Genomic DNA, 17,348 nt, shown 5'->3' with positions numbered 1-17,348 from the left:
GACAGTATTCATGAAAATAGAGTATAAAATAAACCTGCCCAATATGGACAGGTTTATTCATTCAGTATGTTCCTATTCCTCGTGCACAACAATTGTATCAGCGAACAAATCATGGATTCCTTGTTTCTTTTTCGTAAAAGCAACGACAAGGAAACCAACAAATAAGATTGTCTTACTAATAAATCGTCCAATGCCTTCTCTAAAAATAACCGTTCCCCATGATAAAGTCGTACTTTTAACAGAGGCTACCCTTAAACCAAAAAGCATTTTCCCTAGCGTTTGAGATAAGAACTTAGTCATCAGTATAAAATAAGCGTAATACACGATACCTGTTAATATCGCCTGTAGCGGCAGATAGGCAGGTTCATTTGCAGGAAGATCAAACCCTCTGATCATAGGAGTAATCAGAATTCCATTCAAACTTGCTACAACAATAATATCAACTAAATATGCCCAAAAGCGCATCCAGAAGCCAGCAAAACGTTCGTGCTTCACTTCTTTCTCTAACGATGCGGGAGAGGCAGTCGTACTCATTGTTTCATCCATTCTGCCTGCCTCCTTATTCAGAATATAAATACATTAACTTAGGGGATTGTGGAGTGGATAATAACTGCTGGATGCCTAAGAGATCTTTATCAGGTCCCATGAGCTTAGCTGCCGTCATTTCAAATAGAGAGTTTAATCCTAAGTTTTGCTTATATTGAACCACTTGTAACTTGCGATCCCCCACCTCTTCTTTCATACCGACAATTGTATCTTCAAGATTTCCCAGGTCATCAACAAGGTTAACTTCCTTCGCTTGCCTTCCATCATAAATTCTTCCGTCAGCAAGCTCCCTCACTTTACTTTCATCCATTCCTCTACCTTCACTAACTACCCGAACGAATTCATCATATGAATTATCAATCATTGATTGGAGAATGTCCCGTTCTTCATCAGTCATTTCACGACTAGGAGACATAATATCTTTATGTGGACCGCTCTTAATTGTCTCCCACTTCACTCCTACCTTCTCAGCTAGTTCTGCATAGTTCATCGACTGCATAATAACACCGATGGAACCTGTAATCGTGGAAGGACTCGCAACGATTTTATCAGCTGGAGCTGAAATATAATAACCCGCAGAAGCCGTCATGCTTCCCATTGATACATAAATGGGTTTATCCGTTTTCTCTTTAATCTCTAAGAGCTTATCATGAATCTCTTCACTTTCTACTACCCCGCCGCCTGGCGTATTAAGTCTTAAAATGATGCCTTTAACACTATTGTCTTCCCCAGCATGCTCCAAACGTTTCATAAACACAGCATGATTGTATCCAGTCTGTGGAAGAAAACTAGTGTTTGTGCCAGTGTCTTGAATAACTCCTTCCACATTCAAAACCGCAATCTTATTCGAACTACTACCTTCTTCAATAACCGTCTCTGCAAATTGGTCCGTTGTATTCATTTCTTCCTGCCATCCTCCAAATGCCAGACTAGAAACAAAATTAAACCCGATTGATACGATAATCAAAACAGCGGTAATGCCGAGGGCGATCCATCGTTTTCCATTCATAGTAAGCCTCCTCTATATCCTGATGCTATCTTATGTACGATGAAGCCAACTTATTGGTTTCATATTTTTGAGAATACCATACAAAATAAGGAACCGCACTCCATAGAAGTGTTTTAACAAATTTAGTGTGACGAGATAGGGAACTATAGAAAGTACACTTTACTCTTCTTTCCGCAATCATTCATAGCCTTGAATAATTGAACGAAATCATAATTTTTTCTTTTTTCTAAAATGCGATAATGATAAAGTAAAGAAGATAAACAGATAGACAGGGAGGAATTCACATGCCAAATCGACGGAATTTGTTTTTTTTCTATAAGCAGTCAAAAGAAATTCAGGAGAAAGTAGAACCCTTAAAGGCACTAGCAGAAAAAAACGATTTTCATATCGTAGAAACCCCTGAAGAAGCTAGCATTATTGCAAGTATTGGAGATGGTGCTTTCCTTCAAGCCGTTAGAAAAACAGGTTTCAGAGAAGATTGCCTTTATGTAGGAATTTCTACTGGTGAGCTCGGATTTTATTGTGATTTCCACATCGACAACATCCAAAATATGGTAGGAGACATTTTATCAGAAGGCATTGAAGTTCGCCGTTACCCGACGATTGAAGTAAAAGTGAACAATGAATCATCCTTCTATTGCTTGAACGAGTGCACCATTCGTTCTTCAATTATTAAGACACTTGCCATGGAAGTTTATGTGGAAGATTTTCACTTTGAAACATTTCGTGGAGATGGTCTCATTGTTTCTACACCAACAGGAAGCACGGCGTATAACAAGTCCGTAAACGGTGCTGTGGTAGATCCAAAGCTTGCTTGTATGCAAGTAAGTGAACTCGCTTCACTAAACAATAATCATTACCGAACGCTTGGCTCTCCTTTTATACTAAGTGATGAGAGAACGCTTTCTCTTCAAGTTATACAGGATGGTAATGATTATCCTGTTATTGGTATTGACAATGAAGCAATGAGCATTCAACATGCTCAAGAAATTCAAATTCATATCCCAGAAAAACGCATTAAAACGGTAAAGCTTAAAAACAATTCTTTCTGGCATAAAGTTCAAAGAAGTTTCCTCTAAACGAAAGAAGCGTCGCAAAAATGTGCGGCGCTTCTTTTTTATTGACTATGTTAACGAACATCGTTGAACTTCGGCTTATTTACGATCGGTGATAACCAATCGCTTTAAGCTAAAAAACCGAGTTATCAACTATATAAGTTCACATAGATTTATATTAGTAAATATTTTTTCTATAAGAGAGAACCACGCTCTTTTTGATAAACAATTGTTTCATCAATCACTGTCATAACAGCATCTGTTTCAAGAATGAGGTCTGGATCACAATTAAATATATCGCGATTTAATACAGTGAAATCCGCTTCAAAGTTCTCTTTAATCAAACCTCTTTCATGTTCTCTTCCAATTGCAAACGCACTTCCTTTAGTAAAAAGTGAGACGCTCTCATACACAGATAATTTCTGTTCAGGATAATATCCACTATGTGTTTCCTCAGGACGCTTTCGCGTAACTGCTGCATGAATACCTAATAATGGATTCACAGGTTCAATCGGTGCATCTGATCCACCTGCAATTGGGACGCCGCTATTAAGCAGCGTTTTCCATGCAAATGACCACCTCATTCTTGCTTCGCCGAGACGCTCCATTACCCATGGAAAATCCGAAGCGACAAATCTTGGCTGAATATCAAGTATAACTGAAAGTTCTTTTAATCGTTTCAACAAATCATCACGCATGACCTGCGTATGGATAAGGCGATCTCTAAGCCCGTATGGAGCAGGGTACTGTTCAATCGCTTCAATTGCATACTCGAGTGCCAGATCACCAATTACATGAATAGCAACAGGCATATCATGAACCCTTGCTTTCTTCACAAGTTCGGCAAGTCCTTCAATGCTATGAATCGCAACTCCTGAAGTATCAGGAGAATCATTATATGGATCGCTCAATAAAGCAGTACGTCCACCAAGTGCGCCATCAGCAAAAATCTTCATCGCACCTAGCTCCACATAATTTGTTCCATCACCGAAACCTAATCCTTGCTTGCGCATCTGCTCGATTACTTCATGATGGACTAATAAATTAGCTCTAAATTTACGTTGTCCGTTAATAACATTTACAAAAGTCTCATAAGTACGTTTAAAACCACCATAGTAATTTAGATCTTCACTATGACCACCCGTAACGCCTTTCGCTACAAGGTCATCGACTGAGCAAGACAGAGCTTTTTCAAGATATTCAGTACTTACTTCAGGCATAGCATCCTTCACTAGTTCCTGGGCACGATCCAATAAATAACCAGTTGCTCTGCCTTCATTATCCCTCATGATTACACCACCTTCAGGATCTGGTGTATCATCCGTTATACCTGCAAGATCAAGGGCTATCGAATTTGCAAGTATGGCATGTCTACACACTCTTGTTAACATCATTGGATTATTTGGAGCAATATCATCTAATTCATCACGGTGGAAGATTTTGCGGTCCTGAAAGTTGTTTTCATTCCAACCTTCCCCAATCACCCAGTCAAATGAGGCTGTATCATTCACTTTGTTAATAAGGTGTCTTTTCATCTCTTCCCCTGAAGTAGCCTCAGATAAATCGAGACGCAGAAGTTTTTCTCCATGTCCAATCATGTGGAGATGACTATCCACAAAGCCAGGAATCATGACATTTCCTTTTAAATCATGCTTTTCTGTCATTTCCTTCTCGAACATAGAGGTTAGTTCTGATTTAGACCCGACCTTTTTGATACGGCCATTTTCTGTATAGACGGCTTCTACCGTTTCATTTTCATGTTCAAGCGTATAGATCTTACCACCAAACCAAAGCGTTCCCACTGATGTTCTCTCCTTTATGTAAATGTGAATTGTGAGCTAATTGTATCATTCCACATATAAACTGTGAATCTTCTGGTTTTTCATCAAACTCTTGGTTGATTTTTCAATCATGATACAATAAGAATAACAAAGAGTATATGCAAGACAATTGTTGAAGGTGAGGAAATCTCGTTGAAAAAGAAAATCTTATTTACAGGTGGCGGCTCCGCAGGGCATGTTACAGTTAATTTAGCACTAATTCCTCGTTTTTTAAAAGACGACTGGGATATCCATTATATCGGTTCTGAGAACGGCATTGAACGTCAGTTAATTGAACCTGTCAAAGGGGTTACTTATCATCATGTTGCTACTGGAAAGCTAAGAAGATATTTTGACTGGAATAACTTCAAAGATCCTTTTAAAGTAATTAAAGGTGTAGGAGAGGCTTTTTCCATTATTAAACGTGAAAAGCCTTCTGTCATTTTCTCTAAAGGGGGATTTGTATCTGTACCTGTCGTAATTGCCGGAAAAATGAATGGAGTTCCTGTCATTATTCATGAATCTGATTTAACACCGGGACTCGCTAACAAAGTAGCCATCCCTTTCGCCTCAAAGGTATGTACAACTTTCCCTGAAACGGTAAACCATTTGCCTGAAAGTAAAGCGGAATATATCGGCGCAGTTGTTCGTGATGAACTAAAAAGTGGAAAACGCTCCACTGGCCTTTCTTTTGCCAGATTCACTGGCACAAAGCCTGTTATGTTAATTATGGGCGGAAGTCTTGGTGCAAAACGAATCAATGAAGCTGTTCGCAATCAATTAGATGAGCTTTTACAAACATTTGATATTCTCCACCTGACCGGTAAAGGGCAAATGGATGAAAATTTACAAATGCAGGGGTATAAGCAATTCGAATATGTAACAGATGAACTTCCTCACTTATTAGCCATGTCTGATTTAATTGTCTCAAGAGCTGGTTCAAATTCTATTTTTGAGTTCCTTGCATTGAAAAAACCAATGTTACTCATCCCATTATCAAGAGCTGCAAGTAGAGGGGACCAAATTTTGAACGCCCAATCGTTCCAGAAATCAGGCTATGCGAATGTTCTATTGGAGGAAGATTTATCAGAAGCTTCTTTCTTAAAATCCGTGCGTGAAACATTTGAGAACCGCTCGACATATATTAAAGCAATGGAGCAGGATAATGCAGGAGATCAGGCAAATAAGATTGAAGCTTTAATCAAAAATAAAGCAAAAAAATAAGAAGAAGACCACTGAGGTCTTCTTCTTATTCTTTACTGTATCCTCTATTCTAAGACGCCCCAAGAGTTTCTTTTTGACGAAGCTCGATTCTTCTAATTTTACCCGAAGTTGTTTTCGGAAGTTCTTCAATAAATTCAACTTTTCTTGGATATTTATAAGGCGCAGTTAGCTCTTTCACATGATCTTGTAGTGTACGAACTAAAGCATCTCCCGCTTGATTGGGATCTTTCAGTACAATATACGCTTTTACTATATTACCACGAACTTCATCAGGACTTGCGACGACCGCACATTCCCGTACAGCCGGGTGTTTCACAAGAGCATCCTCTACTTCAAATGGTCCAATTGTATATCCGGAACTAATGATAATATCATCACCTCTACCTTCAAACCAAAAGTAACCATCCTCATCTTTGGAAGCTTTATCCCCCGTTAAGTAATAGTCACCTCTGTAGGCCATTTGCGTACGCTCCTGATCCTTATAGTACCGTTTAAAAAGAGCAGGTACATCCTTATGGACGGCAATGTCTCCCACTTCTCCAACCTGAACAGGTTGACCATCTTCATTAATAATATCCACTTGATTACCAGGTGTTGGTTTCCCCATTGAACCTGGCTTTACTTCCATCCCTTTTAGAATGCCAACAAGCAATGTATTCTCAGTTTGACCATAGCCGTCTCTGACATCAATCTGAAAATATTTTCTAAACGTATCAATTACTTCACGATTAAGCGGCTCACCAGCTGAAACGGCGCTTCTGAGAGCAGGCAATTTGTACCTAGTTAAATCATCTACTTTTGCCATTAAGCGATACTCTGTTGGTGTACAACATAAAACATTAATATCATATTCTGAAAGAAAACCAAGGTACGCTTCTGGATCAAATTTACCGCTATAAACAAAACCAGTTGCACCACTACATAATGTGGCAACAAAAGGGCTCCAAATCCATTTTTGCCACCCTGGTCCTGCAGTTGCCCAAACGTTATCTCCCTCATGAATATCGAGCCATGAGGCTGAAGAAGTTCTTAAATGAGCATATGCCCAACCATGACTATGAACAACGCCTTTAGGATTTCCCGTTGTTCCAGACGTATAGGAAAGGAATGCCATGTCTTCTCTTGATGTGGCCACTCCAGCGAAAGAAGCGCTTTCATTTTTAGCTTCATCCAGTAAAGATATCCATCCATTAGCACGATTGCCTACAATGAATCTATGTTCCAAAGAAGGCGCTTCGTCTTCTACTCCTTCAAATGATTCAATAAGTTCTGCTTCACAAATAACCGCTTTTGCTTCGGCATGATTAATTCGATAGATCAAATCTTTTTTCCTCAACATTTCTGAAGAAGGAATAACGACTAGACCCGCTTTCAAACAGGCAATGTATACGGCATATGTATCAATTAACCTGGGCATCATGATCAAAACACGATCTTGACTTGTTAATCCCTGGGCAGTTAGCGCACCAGCGATGCGATTCGCCTTTTCAAATAAATGTTTATATGTAATTTCTTGAACTTCGCCTTTATCACTTCGCCATTTCAGGGCCACTTTATGTTCTTTAGAAGTAAAGCGCTCCATCTCGCTTGTTAGATTATAATGTTCAGGTGCAATTAAGTCTTGCATTCTTATCCCCCTTTATTCTGCAATAATTATATTATACATAAAAGTATGAAAGTTTTGAACATTATTCCCGATAAAAAAGGAGAAGGTGTCTAATTCACCTTCTCCAAGCCATTATATTAAATTATTTGGAGTATCCTCCGAATTGCTGTTCAGATTGCTGAACAAGACGCTTTGTGATCTCGCCGCCAACTGAACCGTTTGAACGTGAAGTTGAGTCTGGACCAAGATTCACACCAAATTCAGAAGCAATTTCGTATTTCATTTGATCTAAAGCTTGTTGTACACCTGGTACAACAAGGTTGTTTGAGCTGTTATTAGCCATGAGTTATTCACCTCCTTGACACTATCATTTGATAGAGAAGGGAGGGTTATTCTCATTAACTATTGGTAGTATGGTTAAATGTTGGAAGATTAAAGTAAGTCATCAAATGAATCATCTTTTTCCTTAATAACAATCGTTTCAACACCACTTACAGCCTCTTCTACTAATTCATCAATTGGTAAGTATTGTTCAAATTTATTTGCATGTTCCCGTTTTGGTTTTGTCTTAGGTGCATCTGGCAAGAACACCGTGCAACAGTCCTCATATGGCCGAATCGAGATATCATACAGGTCAATAGCCCTTGAAATCCTCATGATCTCAATTTTGTCCATAGAAATAAGTGGCCTTAGAACAGGATAATTTGTCACTTCATTAATTGTATTCATACTTTGAATCGTTTGACTTGCTACTTGTCCAAGACTTTCCCCTGTTGCAATGGCCAGTGCTCCACTTTTTTCTGCTAACTTTTCTGTGATTCGCATCATCATTCTTCTCATAATTGTCATGCTGTAATTATCAGGCATTTCTTTTTGAATTGATTTCTGTGTATTTGTAAACGGCACAATATGAAGGCGAATGTCTCCACCGTATCGAGAGAGAACTTTTACAAGATCCTCTACTTTCTGGCGTGAACGCTCACTTGTAAAAGGGGGGCTATGAAAATGAACAGCTTCTACTTTCACTCCCCTTTTCATCGTTAAATAACCCGCGACTGGACTATCAATACCACCTGATAACATCAACATTACTTTATTATCTTGAGCAGTTGGAAGACCACCAGCACCTTCAGAATTATCGCAACTAAGGTAAGCGCCATCTTGCTTCACTTCTACCTTCAATTCCATGTCGGGATTGTGCACATCCACCGTTAATTTTTCTGTGTTAGTAAGAACATAACCGCCTATATCGCGATTCATATCTTGTGAGCGGTGTGGAAATTGCTTGAAAGGTCTCCTAACTGTTACTTTGAAAGTCATACTTTCATTACCCATTTGATCCTTAACAAGCTGTAATGCCTTTTCTTTAATAAGATCGAGATCGTGTTCTGTCTTGATGGCGACACTAAGGGAGTGAATGCCAAAAATCGTTTTTAGCTTCATAATTATCGGATCTGGATCCTCTCCATTCAATTTCACAATCATTCGGTCAAAAGATTGATGAACCTCAATGGATGGATAGTCAGACAATACCTGCTTCACTCTTTTTTTCAAAGCAGTGATAAATCCTTTTCTGTTTTTACCTTTAAGTGAAATTTCCCCGTAGCGAAGAATGATATGATCATACATAGCTATTACCTCATTACATGTTTTAGTTTAGGTATTACTTTTTGAAGCTCTTCAAGAAAGAATTCTACTTCCTCTATTGTTGTATCAAAAGAAAGGCTTATTCTAATAGCCGACTTTGCCTCTTGATCTGATAAACCAACAGATGTTAATACGTGACTTGCTGCTGCTGTTTTGGAAGAACACGCCGAACGAGTTGACACATAAATTTCTTTTTCCTCAAGCGTATGAATCAATACTTCCGGCTTAATACCAGGGACTGAGAAATTAACAATATGCGGAGCACCTAATCGAGTACTATTTAACTTCACGCATTCAATATCGGAGAGTTCTTTTAGCAACAGCGTTTGTAAAGTTTTTAACTTCTCCTTTTGAGCATCCGCTTTCCCTAAATATAATCGAAGAGCCTTTGCCATCGCGACAATTCCAGGACCATTTTCTGTACCTGAGCGAATGTCGTTTTCCTGTCCCCCTCCTGAAAGCAGTGGAAATAAAGACAGTTTATCTCGTTTTATTAATACCCCATTACCTTTTAGCCCATGAAATTTATGCCCCGAATAAGAGACTAAATCAGCTTGTACTTCATTGAAATTGAGTGGCACCTTACCAATTCCCTGAACATCATCAATATGAAAGAAAGCACGTGATTTTTGTTTAATCAACTTTCCCGCTTCTTTTATTGGTTGAATAGCACCAATCTCATTATTCACATGCATAATAGAAACAAGAATGGTTTCAGGAGTGAGCGCCTCTTCAAGATCATCTAGAGAGATTTTTCCTTCTCTGTTAACAGGTAAATACGTCACTTCAAATCCCATGGATTCAAGTTGCCGGAAGGACTCCAAAACGGAAGCATGTTCTATACTCGTAGTAATGAGGTGCTTACCTCGATTCATATATTGAAGTGCTGAACCTTTAATAGCCAAATTATTACTCTCAGTTCCACCAGAAGTAAAAATAATTTCATTCATTTTCACTTGTAACAAATCTGAAATACTCATTCTCGCTTGTCGAAACAATCGCTCTGCTTCTCCACCTTTTCGATGAAGAGAAGAAGGGTTAGCAAAAAAATTTTCAGCTGCTTTTCGATATGCATCAAGTACTTCTTTATAGGGCTGCGTTGTAGCACTATTATCCAAATAAATCATATTATGACACCTTCAGTCATCTTATATTTCCAACTAATAATCCTACCATAGGTCAAACAAATCACCAAATCAAATATTCTAGACAATGAGATAGATTCATCATTTTGTTCCTTACGCTAAGAATGGTTATGATTACCAAAGTCGAACGAACGCTGCTAGACTGGCGGATAAATTATTTGAATTATTAATCATTTTGGTTTCGTTATGATTTGTCGATCAATTGTGTTAATATGAAGTCCGAAAATTAGGACATGTTAAACAGTTTAATCAGGAGGCCCTTATGAAGTTGAAAATATCAAATAAAGACATTTTGACAATAGGACTAATGCTTTTTGCCCTTTTTCTCGGAGCAGGAAACATGATTTTCCCACCCGCGCTCGGTCATTCTGCTGGGAGTAATATTTGGGTAGCAACAGCTGGTTTTCTCATCACAGGAGTTGGACTTCCTCTTTTAGGCGTGACCGCGATTGGGTTAACGGGGGGAAACTTAAAAGATATTGCTTCTAAAGTTCATCCCACTTTCGGATTTGTATTCACTGCGATCCTCTATCTTGCGATTGGGCCATTCTTTGGAATCCCACGTACCGGCACGGTAGCATTTGAAATTGGTGTCGTGCCATTTTTGAATGAATCAACGAACGTTACCGGGATGCCATTATTTATCTATACCATTATTTTCTTCGGTATTACGTTTTGGTTATCACTGAATCCCTCAAGATTAGTGGATCGAGTGGGAAAGGTCTTAACACCTTTGTTACTTCTAGTTCTTGGAAGTTTAATCGTAGGGGCTTTTATCCATCCTCCAGGTCCACTTTCAGCTCCTTCAGCGAAGTATGAGGACGGCGTTTTCTTTAAAGGTTTTATTGAAGGTTATCTTACGATGGATGCAATTGCAGCTCTTGTATTTGGAATTGTGGTGATTCAAGCCGTCAAGGATAAAGGCATCACAGATCGAAAAACCATTTCCATCGCTGTATTGAAAGCTGGAATCCTAGCAGCAATAGGGTTAACGGGTATTTATTTATCACTTGCCTATATAGGAGCTACAAGTGTTAATCTTCTTGGTTCAGTTAATAACGGAGGAGAAATCCTCTCTAGCGTTGCGAGTTACCTGTTCGGCTCATTTGGCACACTTCTTCTTGGAGCCGCGATTACATTTGCTTGTTTAACAACATCTGTAGGACTAGTAACGGCATGTGGCGAGTATTTCTCAAAAACATATCCAAAGCTTTCTTATAAGTTTGTCATTCTGATCGTTACAATTTTCAGTGCTTTTGTGGCAAACCTTGGACTGACTCAATTGATTACATTTACATTACCTGTTTTAATTGCGATTTATCCTGTAGCAATTGTATTGATCTTCTTAACATTCATGAGCTACCTATTTTCTATCCATCACTACGTTTATAGGGGGGCTATCATTTTGACAATCCTTATAAGTGTTCCTAACGCCCTTGAGGGCGCCGGGATTATAATGCCTGGGATTACCATTCTACATAAGCTCCCACTCTATAGTGATGGCGTAGGATGGATTGTACCCGCTATCATAGGTGGAATAGTAGGATGGATAATATCTAAGAAAGATAGAACATCATAATTTTGCTAACGCAGACAAATTGTCTGCGTTTTTTTAAAAAGAAAAATACTGATTACAACAAAAAAACTCTCCTCAAGGAGGAGAGTTATGATTTAACAGGTTCTCTTACATCTTCTTTCAACGATTGAAGCACCTGTGGATCAACCTTTTCAATGGCAACTTCAGCTGTTGATAATGCTTCATCGTACTCATATTGTCTGAAGTGATCTTCTGCTTTTTGAAGCAGTTCATCTACACTTCTGTGCTTCCCTCGATATCGATTCCCAAACTGAATCAAGCGTTCGGTCAGAATGGCGTCTTCGACAAGCTTTTTTGTTATTTCAGTGCTATGTTCAACCGCACGTTCAGCATCAGAAAGCACTTCATTAATTTGATAAATATCAAGCGGTACGTCTGAAAGACGATCACTTAATTCTACAATGATATCCTCTGCCAGTTCATAACCATCTAAATATGATTCTGGAATGCCTGGTAGATTACTTAACTTCATCATTCTTCTTGATTCAATTAATCTTCTTTTCAAATCTTTAATCGTCTCAAGCGCTTTAAGCTCATCTTTTCTTAACATATGCAAATTCTCTTTTTGAATTTGCATTTCATGATCAATTGAAGCAAGATCTTCTTTTAAGGAAAGTACCGTTTCAGCAAGTGTGGTAAATGCCTGCTTATTGCCTTCAACTGCTCCAATAACAGCATTAAACCGAATATGCATATCAGAAATCTTTTTCTCAATTTCTTTAATCATTTTCAATTCCTGTTCCTCTAAACGGTAGCTGAGCTGTACAACATTCGTTTCTTCTTGCAAGTCTTGAAAGTGATTATTAGTTTTAAGCAGCTCATGTTCAAGCTCCTCTACTTTCTCCGTAACAAGATGCCTTGCATCTACTTCAGATTCCAATTGATCATATAATCCTTCAATATTTCTTCGCACTGTATCAATTTCTATCTTGATCTCTTCGACTTCCGTCTTCTCAATAGCCGAATCCCATCTGACTAAATCTGATTCGACGTGTTCAATATGATCTTGAATTTCCAAATGATCAAGTACATAGCCTTCAGACTCCATCACGGAAGTTCCATCTTCAAGCTCTTTTAGTTGAGAAGGTATCTGCGTATGCACAAGCGCTATTAATTCTGGTGTAACAGAAATTTTTTCTTGAACAGCTGTTAACCGCTCTTGGGTTTCTTTCAACACACTTCTAGCTTCAAGATAGTTACCTTCTTCGGTTAGTTGTTCATAACGCTTAAGATTTTGTTTAAGTTCTTCGAGTTCAGCTTCTAGTGTAGGATAAGCCTTACCAAGTGAACGATTTTGCGAAAGAAGTCGCTGTTTGGCTTCCCTGAATACCTCTTGAACGGAAACAATTTCTGTTCTATTCTGCTCTTCACTCGAAACGAGCTCATTAATATCTTCTAACATTAGTTCAATCCGCTTTTCAATCTGTTCTAATCGTTCACGTGTTTCAACTAATGTTGCTTTCGCTTTTCTAAAGCGATACCTCTCAGCAGCTTCCTCGGTATCCATAAGCTGCTCTTCCAAGTTGGGAAGCTTAACTGCTACGATCTCATCCCACTCTTCACGCCATTTTTCAAATTTTTCTTCCGTTTGACCTGACATTGTTAGACCTTTCACCTTCGAAATCTCATCTGTCACAGGTCTGTTTAATATATCAATCTTCCATTCTTCTAGACGATCGATTTCATTGTATATTTTTCTTCTAGCAAAAGTGCCGTATAAAATGACGGCAACAAGTAAAATAATCGCAATGACAATATACTCCAACGGAAGCACCCCTTCTTCCACATCATCAATTTATGTATACATGCTAAAACAGCAGTCTAAATCATCAGATATAGATCTTTTATAAACGAATATGTACGAATTTCATCAATGTTTTTATGATACCATGTAATTACCTCTTTGACTAAATAAATTCAATATTCGACAACTAAAATCCTTGATTTTATTATAAACTTTTTCATTTATTGAAAGAAGGTGCTTTTGGATGATTATTTCATATGATGGACACATACACTCTCCATTTTGTCCACATGGATCAACAGATTTATTTGAGGATTACGTAGAAGCTGCTATTCAGTTCGGTTACAAAGGCATGACATTTACTGAACACGCTCCTCTCCCACAAAATTTCCAGGACCCTGTTCCAAATCAAGATAGCGGAATGAAATGGGAAGTACTAGAAAACTACTTTGAAAATATTCAGCAGCTAAAACATAAGTTTAAGGGAAAAATTGAAATTAACTGTGGACTAGAGGTTGATTTTATTGAAGGCTATGAAGAAGAGACAAAACAGTTTCTTAATACAGTAGGACCACAATTAGATGATGCGATTCTTTCTGTTCATTTTTTGAAAGAAGGAACTAACTATACTTGCCTTGACTACAGTCCAGAAGCTTTTGAACGACTAATTGCTTCATTGGGTTCCGTTGATAAGGTTCACCAAAAGTATTACGAAACGCTATTGAAGTCAGTACATGCTGATCTAGGAAAGTATAAGCCTACTCGAATTGGACATATAACTTTAGCAAATAAATTCCAGAAAAAACACCCGTCTAAAAGTTCCTTTTTCTCGGAAATCTCTACATTACTTGATGCGATTAAAGGAAGGGGCTTTTCATTAGATTATAATGGAGCCGGAACAGTGAAACCTTTATGTGGAGAGCCATATCCAACTGACTGGGTTATACGTGAAGCAATAAAACGAGAAATCCCTCTCGTCTATGGCTCAGATGCCCATAGCGCAAAAGGGATAGGTCAAGGAGCAGAACGACTTATTACACACTCTCTACAATCACCAACTATGCTTAGCCGTTCATAACGAACGGCCTTGCTTCCCAAATTCCAGTCTTACAAATATATCGTTCTATCCATTCATTTAATTGTTTCGTATATCGTTCAATAAAGTAATGTTCATTTGGCTGAATATGATGCACTTCTAGTATATATTGAGGTTGCAAAAACGGCATAGAAAGCATGCCTCTCATTTGCATGATGATATAATCAATGGATTGTGGACGAAATTCCTCCCTTGCAAACCCCACCTCAAATATTTTGCTAAAGTAGTACTTTTCTTTTGCTAGATAAGTGGTCATGATTTCCCGAACAAGCACTGAATCAAAGGTGACCTCTCGAAGTACAAACCTTGCGAGTTGCCTATTCTGATACTGATACTCCATAATCCTTTCAATTGCTTCAGCGAGACAGCTTCTGGCAGATTGCGCATCAAGCTGCTGATATACTTTTTCGAGTTCCTTTACATACCCTTCTAGAAATGACGTCATTAGAAACTCAGCTAACCCCTTTTTGCCGTTAAAATAATACGAAATCAGGGCAACATTCACATCAGCTTTACCCGCTATATCTCGCACTGAAGTACCGTTAAAACCCTTTGTATTGAAAAGTTGAATGGCGGCCTGTATGACACTTCGCTTCGATGCTGTATCTCGCTCTTGTTTCACTAGGAACCACCTCCAAATAATACGATCTAAATTATTGATTCGGTAATAACATAGGCAATCCTTTATTAATCGTACGACAAAATATGTGTATTAATCTGCAAGATTTGATATGATGGTCATAATTTCGATGTAAGGAAGAGGTGTTTTGACATGTTTGAAGTCGAATCCTATTCAGGCAAAAGAGAAAAAGATTATCAAATGGTAATTAAACAACTAAGAGCACTGCTAGATGGTGAAACAAATCAGCTCGCTAATCTTGCAAATGCCTCTGCTTTATTAAATCAGTTTCTAACAGATGTCAATTGGGTTGGATTCTATTTATACGAAAAAGAGACCGATCAACTTGTGCTCGGACCTTTCCAGGGACTTCCAGCATGCGTTCGTATTCAGAACGGTAAAGGAGTCTGCGGCACAGCATTTAAAGAAGGCAAGACGATGCGAATTGGCAATGTTCATGATTTCCCCGGACATATTGCATGTGACGCTGCTTCACAATCTGAAATTGTAGTGCCAATGTACACTTCAGATAAACTACTCGGAGTGCTTGATATCGATAGCCCTAAAGTTGGCCGTTTCGATGAATTGGATCAGGAGTATTTAGAGAAATTTACTAAAGCATTGCAAGATTTTCTTTAGAGTTGAAGTAAAGTGCTTTGAACCTATACTACTTAAAAAACCATTAGAGAAATTCTCTAATGGCTTTTTTTAGTTCTCTAACGCTTGAAGAATATCTTCCCAAATATCCTCCCATGCTTCAAGACCAACAGAAAGGCGAATAAGAGTTTCACTAATTCCCATCCTTAATCTCTCCTCTTCCGGGACAATCGCATGTGTCATTGTAGCGGGATGTTGAATCAGGGTTTCGGCATCTCCGAGACTAACAGCTATTTTAATCATATTAAGTCTATTCATGAAGGCTTGGGAGTCTTTCTTCCCCCCCGCAATTTCAAAACTAATTAAACCGCCTGAGCTTTTCATTTGTTTTTGAGCAATAGCATACGATGAAGATTCTTCCAAACCCGGATACATCACGTTCGTTATAGCAGGATGCTCAGCTAATTTCCTCATAATTTGTTTAGCATTTGAAGAGTGACGATCCATTCGAATAGGGAGGGTCTTTAAGCCTCTTAACAATAGCCACGCATCGAATGGTGAAAGAATTCCACCTATATCCTTTTGCGTACTTTTAGCAATTGAAGAGATGGTCTCTTGGTCACCCACAACTAAACCAGCTACCACGTCTCCATGGCCACTAATATATTTCGTTGCACTATGCAAAACAATGTCACAGCCAAATTCTAACGGGCGTTGTAAATAAGGAGTCGAAAATGTATTATCCACCACAACCTTAATTCCTTTTTCTTTTGCGACTGCAGAAACCATTTCAAGATCAATTAATTTCAATGTTGGATTAATCGGAGTTTCAATATATATAACTTTAGTATTTGGACGAATTGCTTTTTGTAGTTGCTCAACTGAGTCTAGCGGAAGCAAGTCATGTTCGACTGAAAATTTCTCTTCTAACATTTTAAGTAATCCGAAAGTACATCCGTAGACCCCTTCTGAACAAAGAATGTGATCGCCTGTCTTCACTAGGTTCAAAAGAACAGCAGACACAGCGGCCATTCCTGAACCAAACGCTAAGCCTGCCTCAGCATTTTCAAGAGAGGCAATCCGCTCTTCCAACATTCGAACAGTAGGGTTTCCAAGTCTTGAATAAATATAGCCAGGCTCCTCACCTGCAAACCTTCGTTCACCAGCCTCAGCTGTTTCAAAGGTAAAAGTTGATGTTTGATAAATAGGAGATGCCAGGCTGTTGTGATGCGATTTAGATTCATATCCATCATGAATTGTTTTTGTCTCAAAGCGATGCTTCCTTGTCAAAATAATAACCCCCTGTTATAAAATAACTAGATACACCTCCATTGTAAGCGTTTTCAATTATAAGGTGAAGAGGTATTTATCTTTCTCATATCCTAAAAAATGATGTCGACGTGCTATCTATTCATCTCATTTCTACTAAAGTTGACATCTAATGCTGAAAGAGTTACAATAGCATTTGTGTAAAATAAGAATGGGCAGCAGCGTGACGGGCTGTGATTTCATTGTGTTCCTTTTAATAGGTACGCCGCGTAACCTCCGGCTGTCGAGGTGAAGGCGTGTGAAAACACAATGTGCACAAACCGGAATCACGACACTGTTTTTATTTTATACCAATAATAATGGTATAAAGGAGG

15 protein-coding genes are annotated in these 17,348 nt (G+C 38.5%); 5 read left to right on the top strand and 10 right to left on the bottom strand.

Annotation, left to right across the window (positions count from 1 at the left end; genetic code table 11):
* Positions 1 to 72 precede the first annotated feature (72 nt).
* Positions 73 to 546, bottom strand: coding sequence for an RDD family protein (locus tag ABVF21_RS13475; RefSeq protein WP_303532203.1), 474 nt, complete (start codon positions 544 to 546; stop codon positions 73 to 75).
* Between the two features lie 13 nt (positions 547 to 559).
* Complete coding sequence (gene sppA, locus ABVF21_RS13470; RefSeq protein WP_371018348.1) at positions 560 to 1,555, bottom strand: signal peptide peptidase SppA; 996 nt, start codon at positions 1,553 to 1,555, stop codon at positions 560 to 562.
* 284 nt (positions 1,556 to 1,839) lie between these two features.
* Between sppA and ABVF21_RS13465 the strand changes: the two genes are divergently transcribed.
* Complete coding sequence (locus ABVF21_RS13465; protein ID WP_371018347.1) at positions 1,840 to 2,634, top strand: NAD kinase; 795 nt, start codon at positions 1,840 to 1,842, stop codon at positions 2,632 to 2,634.
* Between the two features lie 170 nt (positions 2,635 to 2,804).
* Here the strand turns inward: ABVF21_RS13465 and ABVF21_RS13460 are convergent, their stop codons facing one another.
* A complete protein-coding gene (locus ABVF21_RS13460; RefSeq protein ID WP_303532206.1) occupies positions 2,805 to 4,412 on the bottom strand; it encodes an amidohydrolase in 1,608 nt (535 codons plus the stop codon).
* Between the two features lie 171 nt (positions 4,413 to 4,583).
* Between ABVF21_RS13460 and ABVF21_RS13455 the strand changes: the two genes are divergently transcribed.
* On the top strand, positions 4,584 to 5,654 hold the full coding sequence (locus tag ABVF21_RS13455) for an undecaprenyldiphospho-muramoylpentapeptide beta-N-acetylglucosaminyltransferase (protein WP_303532207.1): 1,071 nt from the start codon (positions 4,584 to 4,586) through the stop codon (positions 5,652 to 5,654).
* A 49-nt stretch (positions 5,655 to 5,703) separates the two neighbouring features.
* On the opposite strand, the gene mbcS is transcribed toward ABVF21_RS13455, so the two are convergent.
* From mbcS to ABVF21_RS13435, 4 genes are all read right to left on the bottom strand, one after another.
* Positions 5,704 to 7,287 carry an acyl-CoA synthetase MbcS gene (gene mbcS, locus ABVF21_RS13450; protein WP_303532341.1) on the bottom strand — a complete coding sequence of 528 codons (1,584 nt, stop codon included), beginning with the start codon at positions 7,285 to 7,287 and terminating at the stop codon, positions 5,704 to 5,706.
* A 115-nt stretch (positions 7,288 to 7,402) separates the two neighbouring features.
* Positions 7,403 to 7,603: an alpha/beta-type small acid-soluble spore protein gene (locus ABVF21_RS13445; protein WP_098444548.1), complete on the bottom strand. Its 201-nt coding sequence runs from the start codon at positions 7,601 to 7,603 to the stop codon at positions 7,403 to 7,405.
* 89 nt (positions 7,604 to 7,692) lie between these two features.
* Positions 7,693 to 8,895: a tRNA uracil 4-sulfurtransferase ThiI gene (gene thiI, locus ABVF21_RS13440; protein WP_276511810.1), complete on the bottom strand. Its 1,203-nt coding sequence runs from the start codon at positions 8,893 to 8,895 to the stop codon at positions 7,693 to 7,695.
* A complete protein-coding gene (locus tag ABVF21_RS13435) occupies positions 8,895 to 10,034 on the bottom strand; it encodes a cysteine desulfurase family protein (protein ID WP_371018346.1) in 1,140 nt (379 codons plus the stop codon). The genes thiI and ABVF21_RS13435 overlap by 1 nt, the downstream gene beginning before the upstream one ends.
* Before the next feature lie 280 nt (positions 10,035 to 10,314).
* On the opposite strand from ABVF21_RS13435, the gene brnQ reads away from it, so the two are divergent.
* Positions 10,315 to 11,631 (top strand): branched-chain amino acid transport system II carrier protein, encoded by a 1,317-nt coding sequence (gene brnQ, locus ABVF21_RS13430; RefSeq protein WP_303532213.1) that lies wholly within the window; start codon positions 10,315 to 10,317, stop codon positions 11,629 to 11,631.
* Between the two features lie 85 nt (positions 11,632 to 11,716).
* Here brnQ and ezrA read toward each other — a convergent pair whose 3' ends face one another.
* Entirely contained in the window at positions 11,717 to 13,414 is a 1,698-nt protein-coding gene (gene ezrA / locus ABVF21_RS13425; protein WP_303532216.1) for a septation ring formation regulator EzrA, read from the bottom strand.
* A 229-nt stretch (positions 13,415 to 13,643) separates the two neighbouring features.
* On the opposite strand from ezrA, the gene hisJ reads away from it, so the two are divergent.
* Positions 13,644 to 14,471: a histidinol-phosphatase HisJ gene (gene hisJ, locus ABVF21_RS13420; protein ID WP_283154267.1), complete on the top strand. Its 828-nt coding sequence runs from the start codon at positions 13,644 to 13,646 to the stop codon at positions 14,469 to 14,471.
* On the opposite strand, the gene refZ is transcribed toward hisJ, so the two are convergent.
* Positions 14,458 to 15,111 (bottom strand): forespore capture DNA-binding protein RefZ, encoded by a 654-nt coding sequence (gene refZ / locus ABVF21_RS13415; protein WP_303532218.1) that lies wholly within the window; start codon positions 15,109 to 15,111, stop codon positions 14,458 to 14,460. The genes hisJ and refZ overlap by 14 nt on opposite strands.
* A 150-nt stretch (positions 15,112 to 15,261) precedes the next feature.
* Between refZ and ABVF21_RS13410 the strand changes: the two genes are divergently transcribed.
* On the top strand, positions 15,262 to 15,747 hold the full coding sequence (locus ABVF21_RS13410; protein WP_283153874.1) for a GAF domain-containing protein: 486 nt from the start codon (positions 15,262 to 15,264) through the stop codon (positions 15,745 to 15,747).
* A 69-nt stretch (positions 15,748 to 15,816) separates the two neighbouring features.
* Here ABVF21_RS13410 and megL read toward each other — a convergent pair whose 3' ends face one another.
* Complete coding sequence (gene megL / locus ABVF21_RS13405) at positions 15,817 to 16,995, bottom strand: methionine gamma-lyase (RefSeq protein ID WP_306558420.1); 1,179 nt, start codon at positions 16,993 to 16,995, stop codon at positions 15,817 to 15,819.
* Positions 16,996 to 17,348: the final 353 nt, after the last annotated feature.

It is taken from the genome of Pseudalkalibacillus sp. JSM 102089 (genome assembly GCF_041366475.1).
Taxonomy (GTDB): domain Bacteria; phylum Bacillota; class Bacilli; order Bacillales; family Guptibacillaceae; genus Guptibacillus; species Guptibacillus hwajinpoensis_B.
This window is presented reverse-complemented; position numbering and strand designations above follow the sequence as displayed.

Excerpts from the sequence above, each read along its gene's own strand:
- ABVF21_RS13475 (WP_303532203.1), bottom strand. The coding sequence starts at position 546 with ATGGATGAAACAATGAGTACGACTGCCTCTCCCGCATCGTTAGAGAAA.
- sppA (WP_371018348.1), bottom strand. The coding sequence starts at position 1,555 with ATGAATGGAAAACGATGGATCGCCCTCGGCATTACCGCTGTTTTGATT.
- ABVF21_RS13465 (WP_371018347.1), top strand. The coding sequence starts at position 1,840 with ATGCCAAATCGACGGAATTTGTTTTTTTTCTATAAGCAGTCAAAAGAA.
- ABVF21_RS13445 (WP_098444548.1), bottom strand. The coding sequence starts at position 7,603 with ATGGCTAATAACAGCTCAAACAACCTTGTTGTACCAGGTGTACAACAA.
- ABVF21_RS13435 (WP_371018346.1), bottom strand. The coding sequence starts at position 10,034 with ATGATTTATTTGGATAATAGTGCTACAACGCAGCCCTATAAAGAAGTA.
- brnQ (WP_303532213.1), top strand. The coding sequence starts at position 10,315 with ATGAAGTTGAAAATATCAAATAAAGACATTTTGACAATAGGACTAATG.
- ABVF21_RS13410 (WP_283153874.1), top strand. The coding sequence starts at position 15,262 with ATGTTTGAAGTCGAATCCTATTCAGGCAAAAGAGAAAAAGATTATCAA.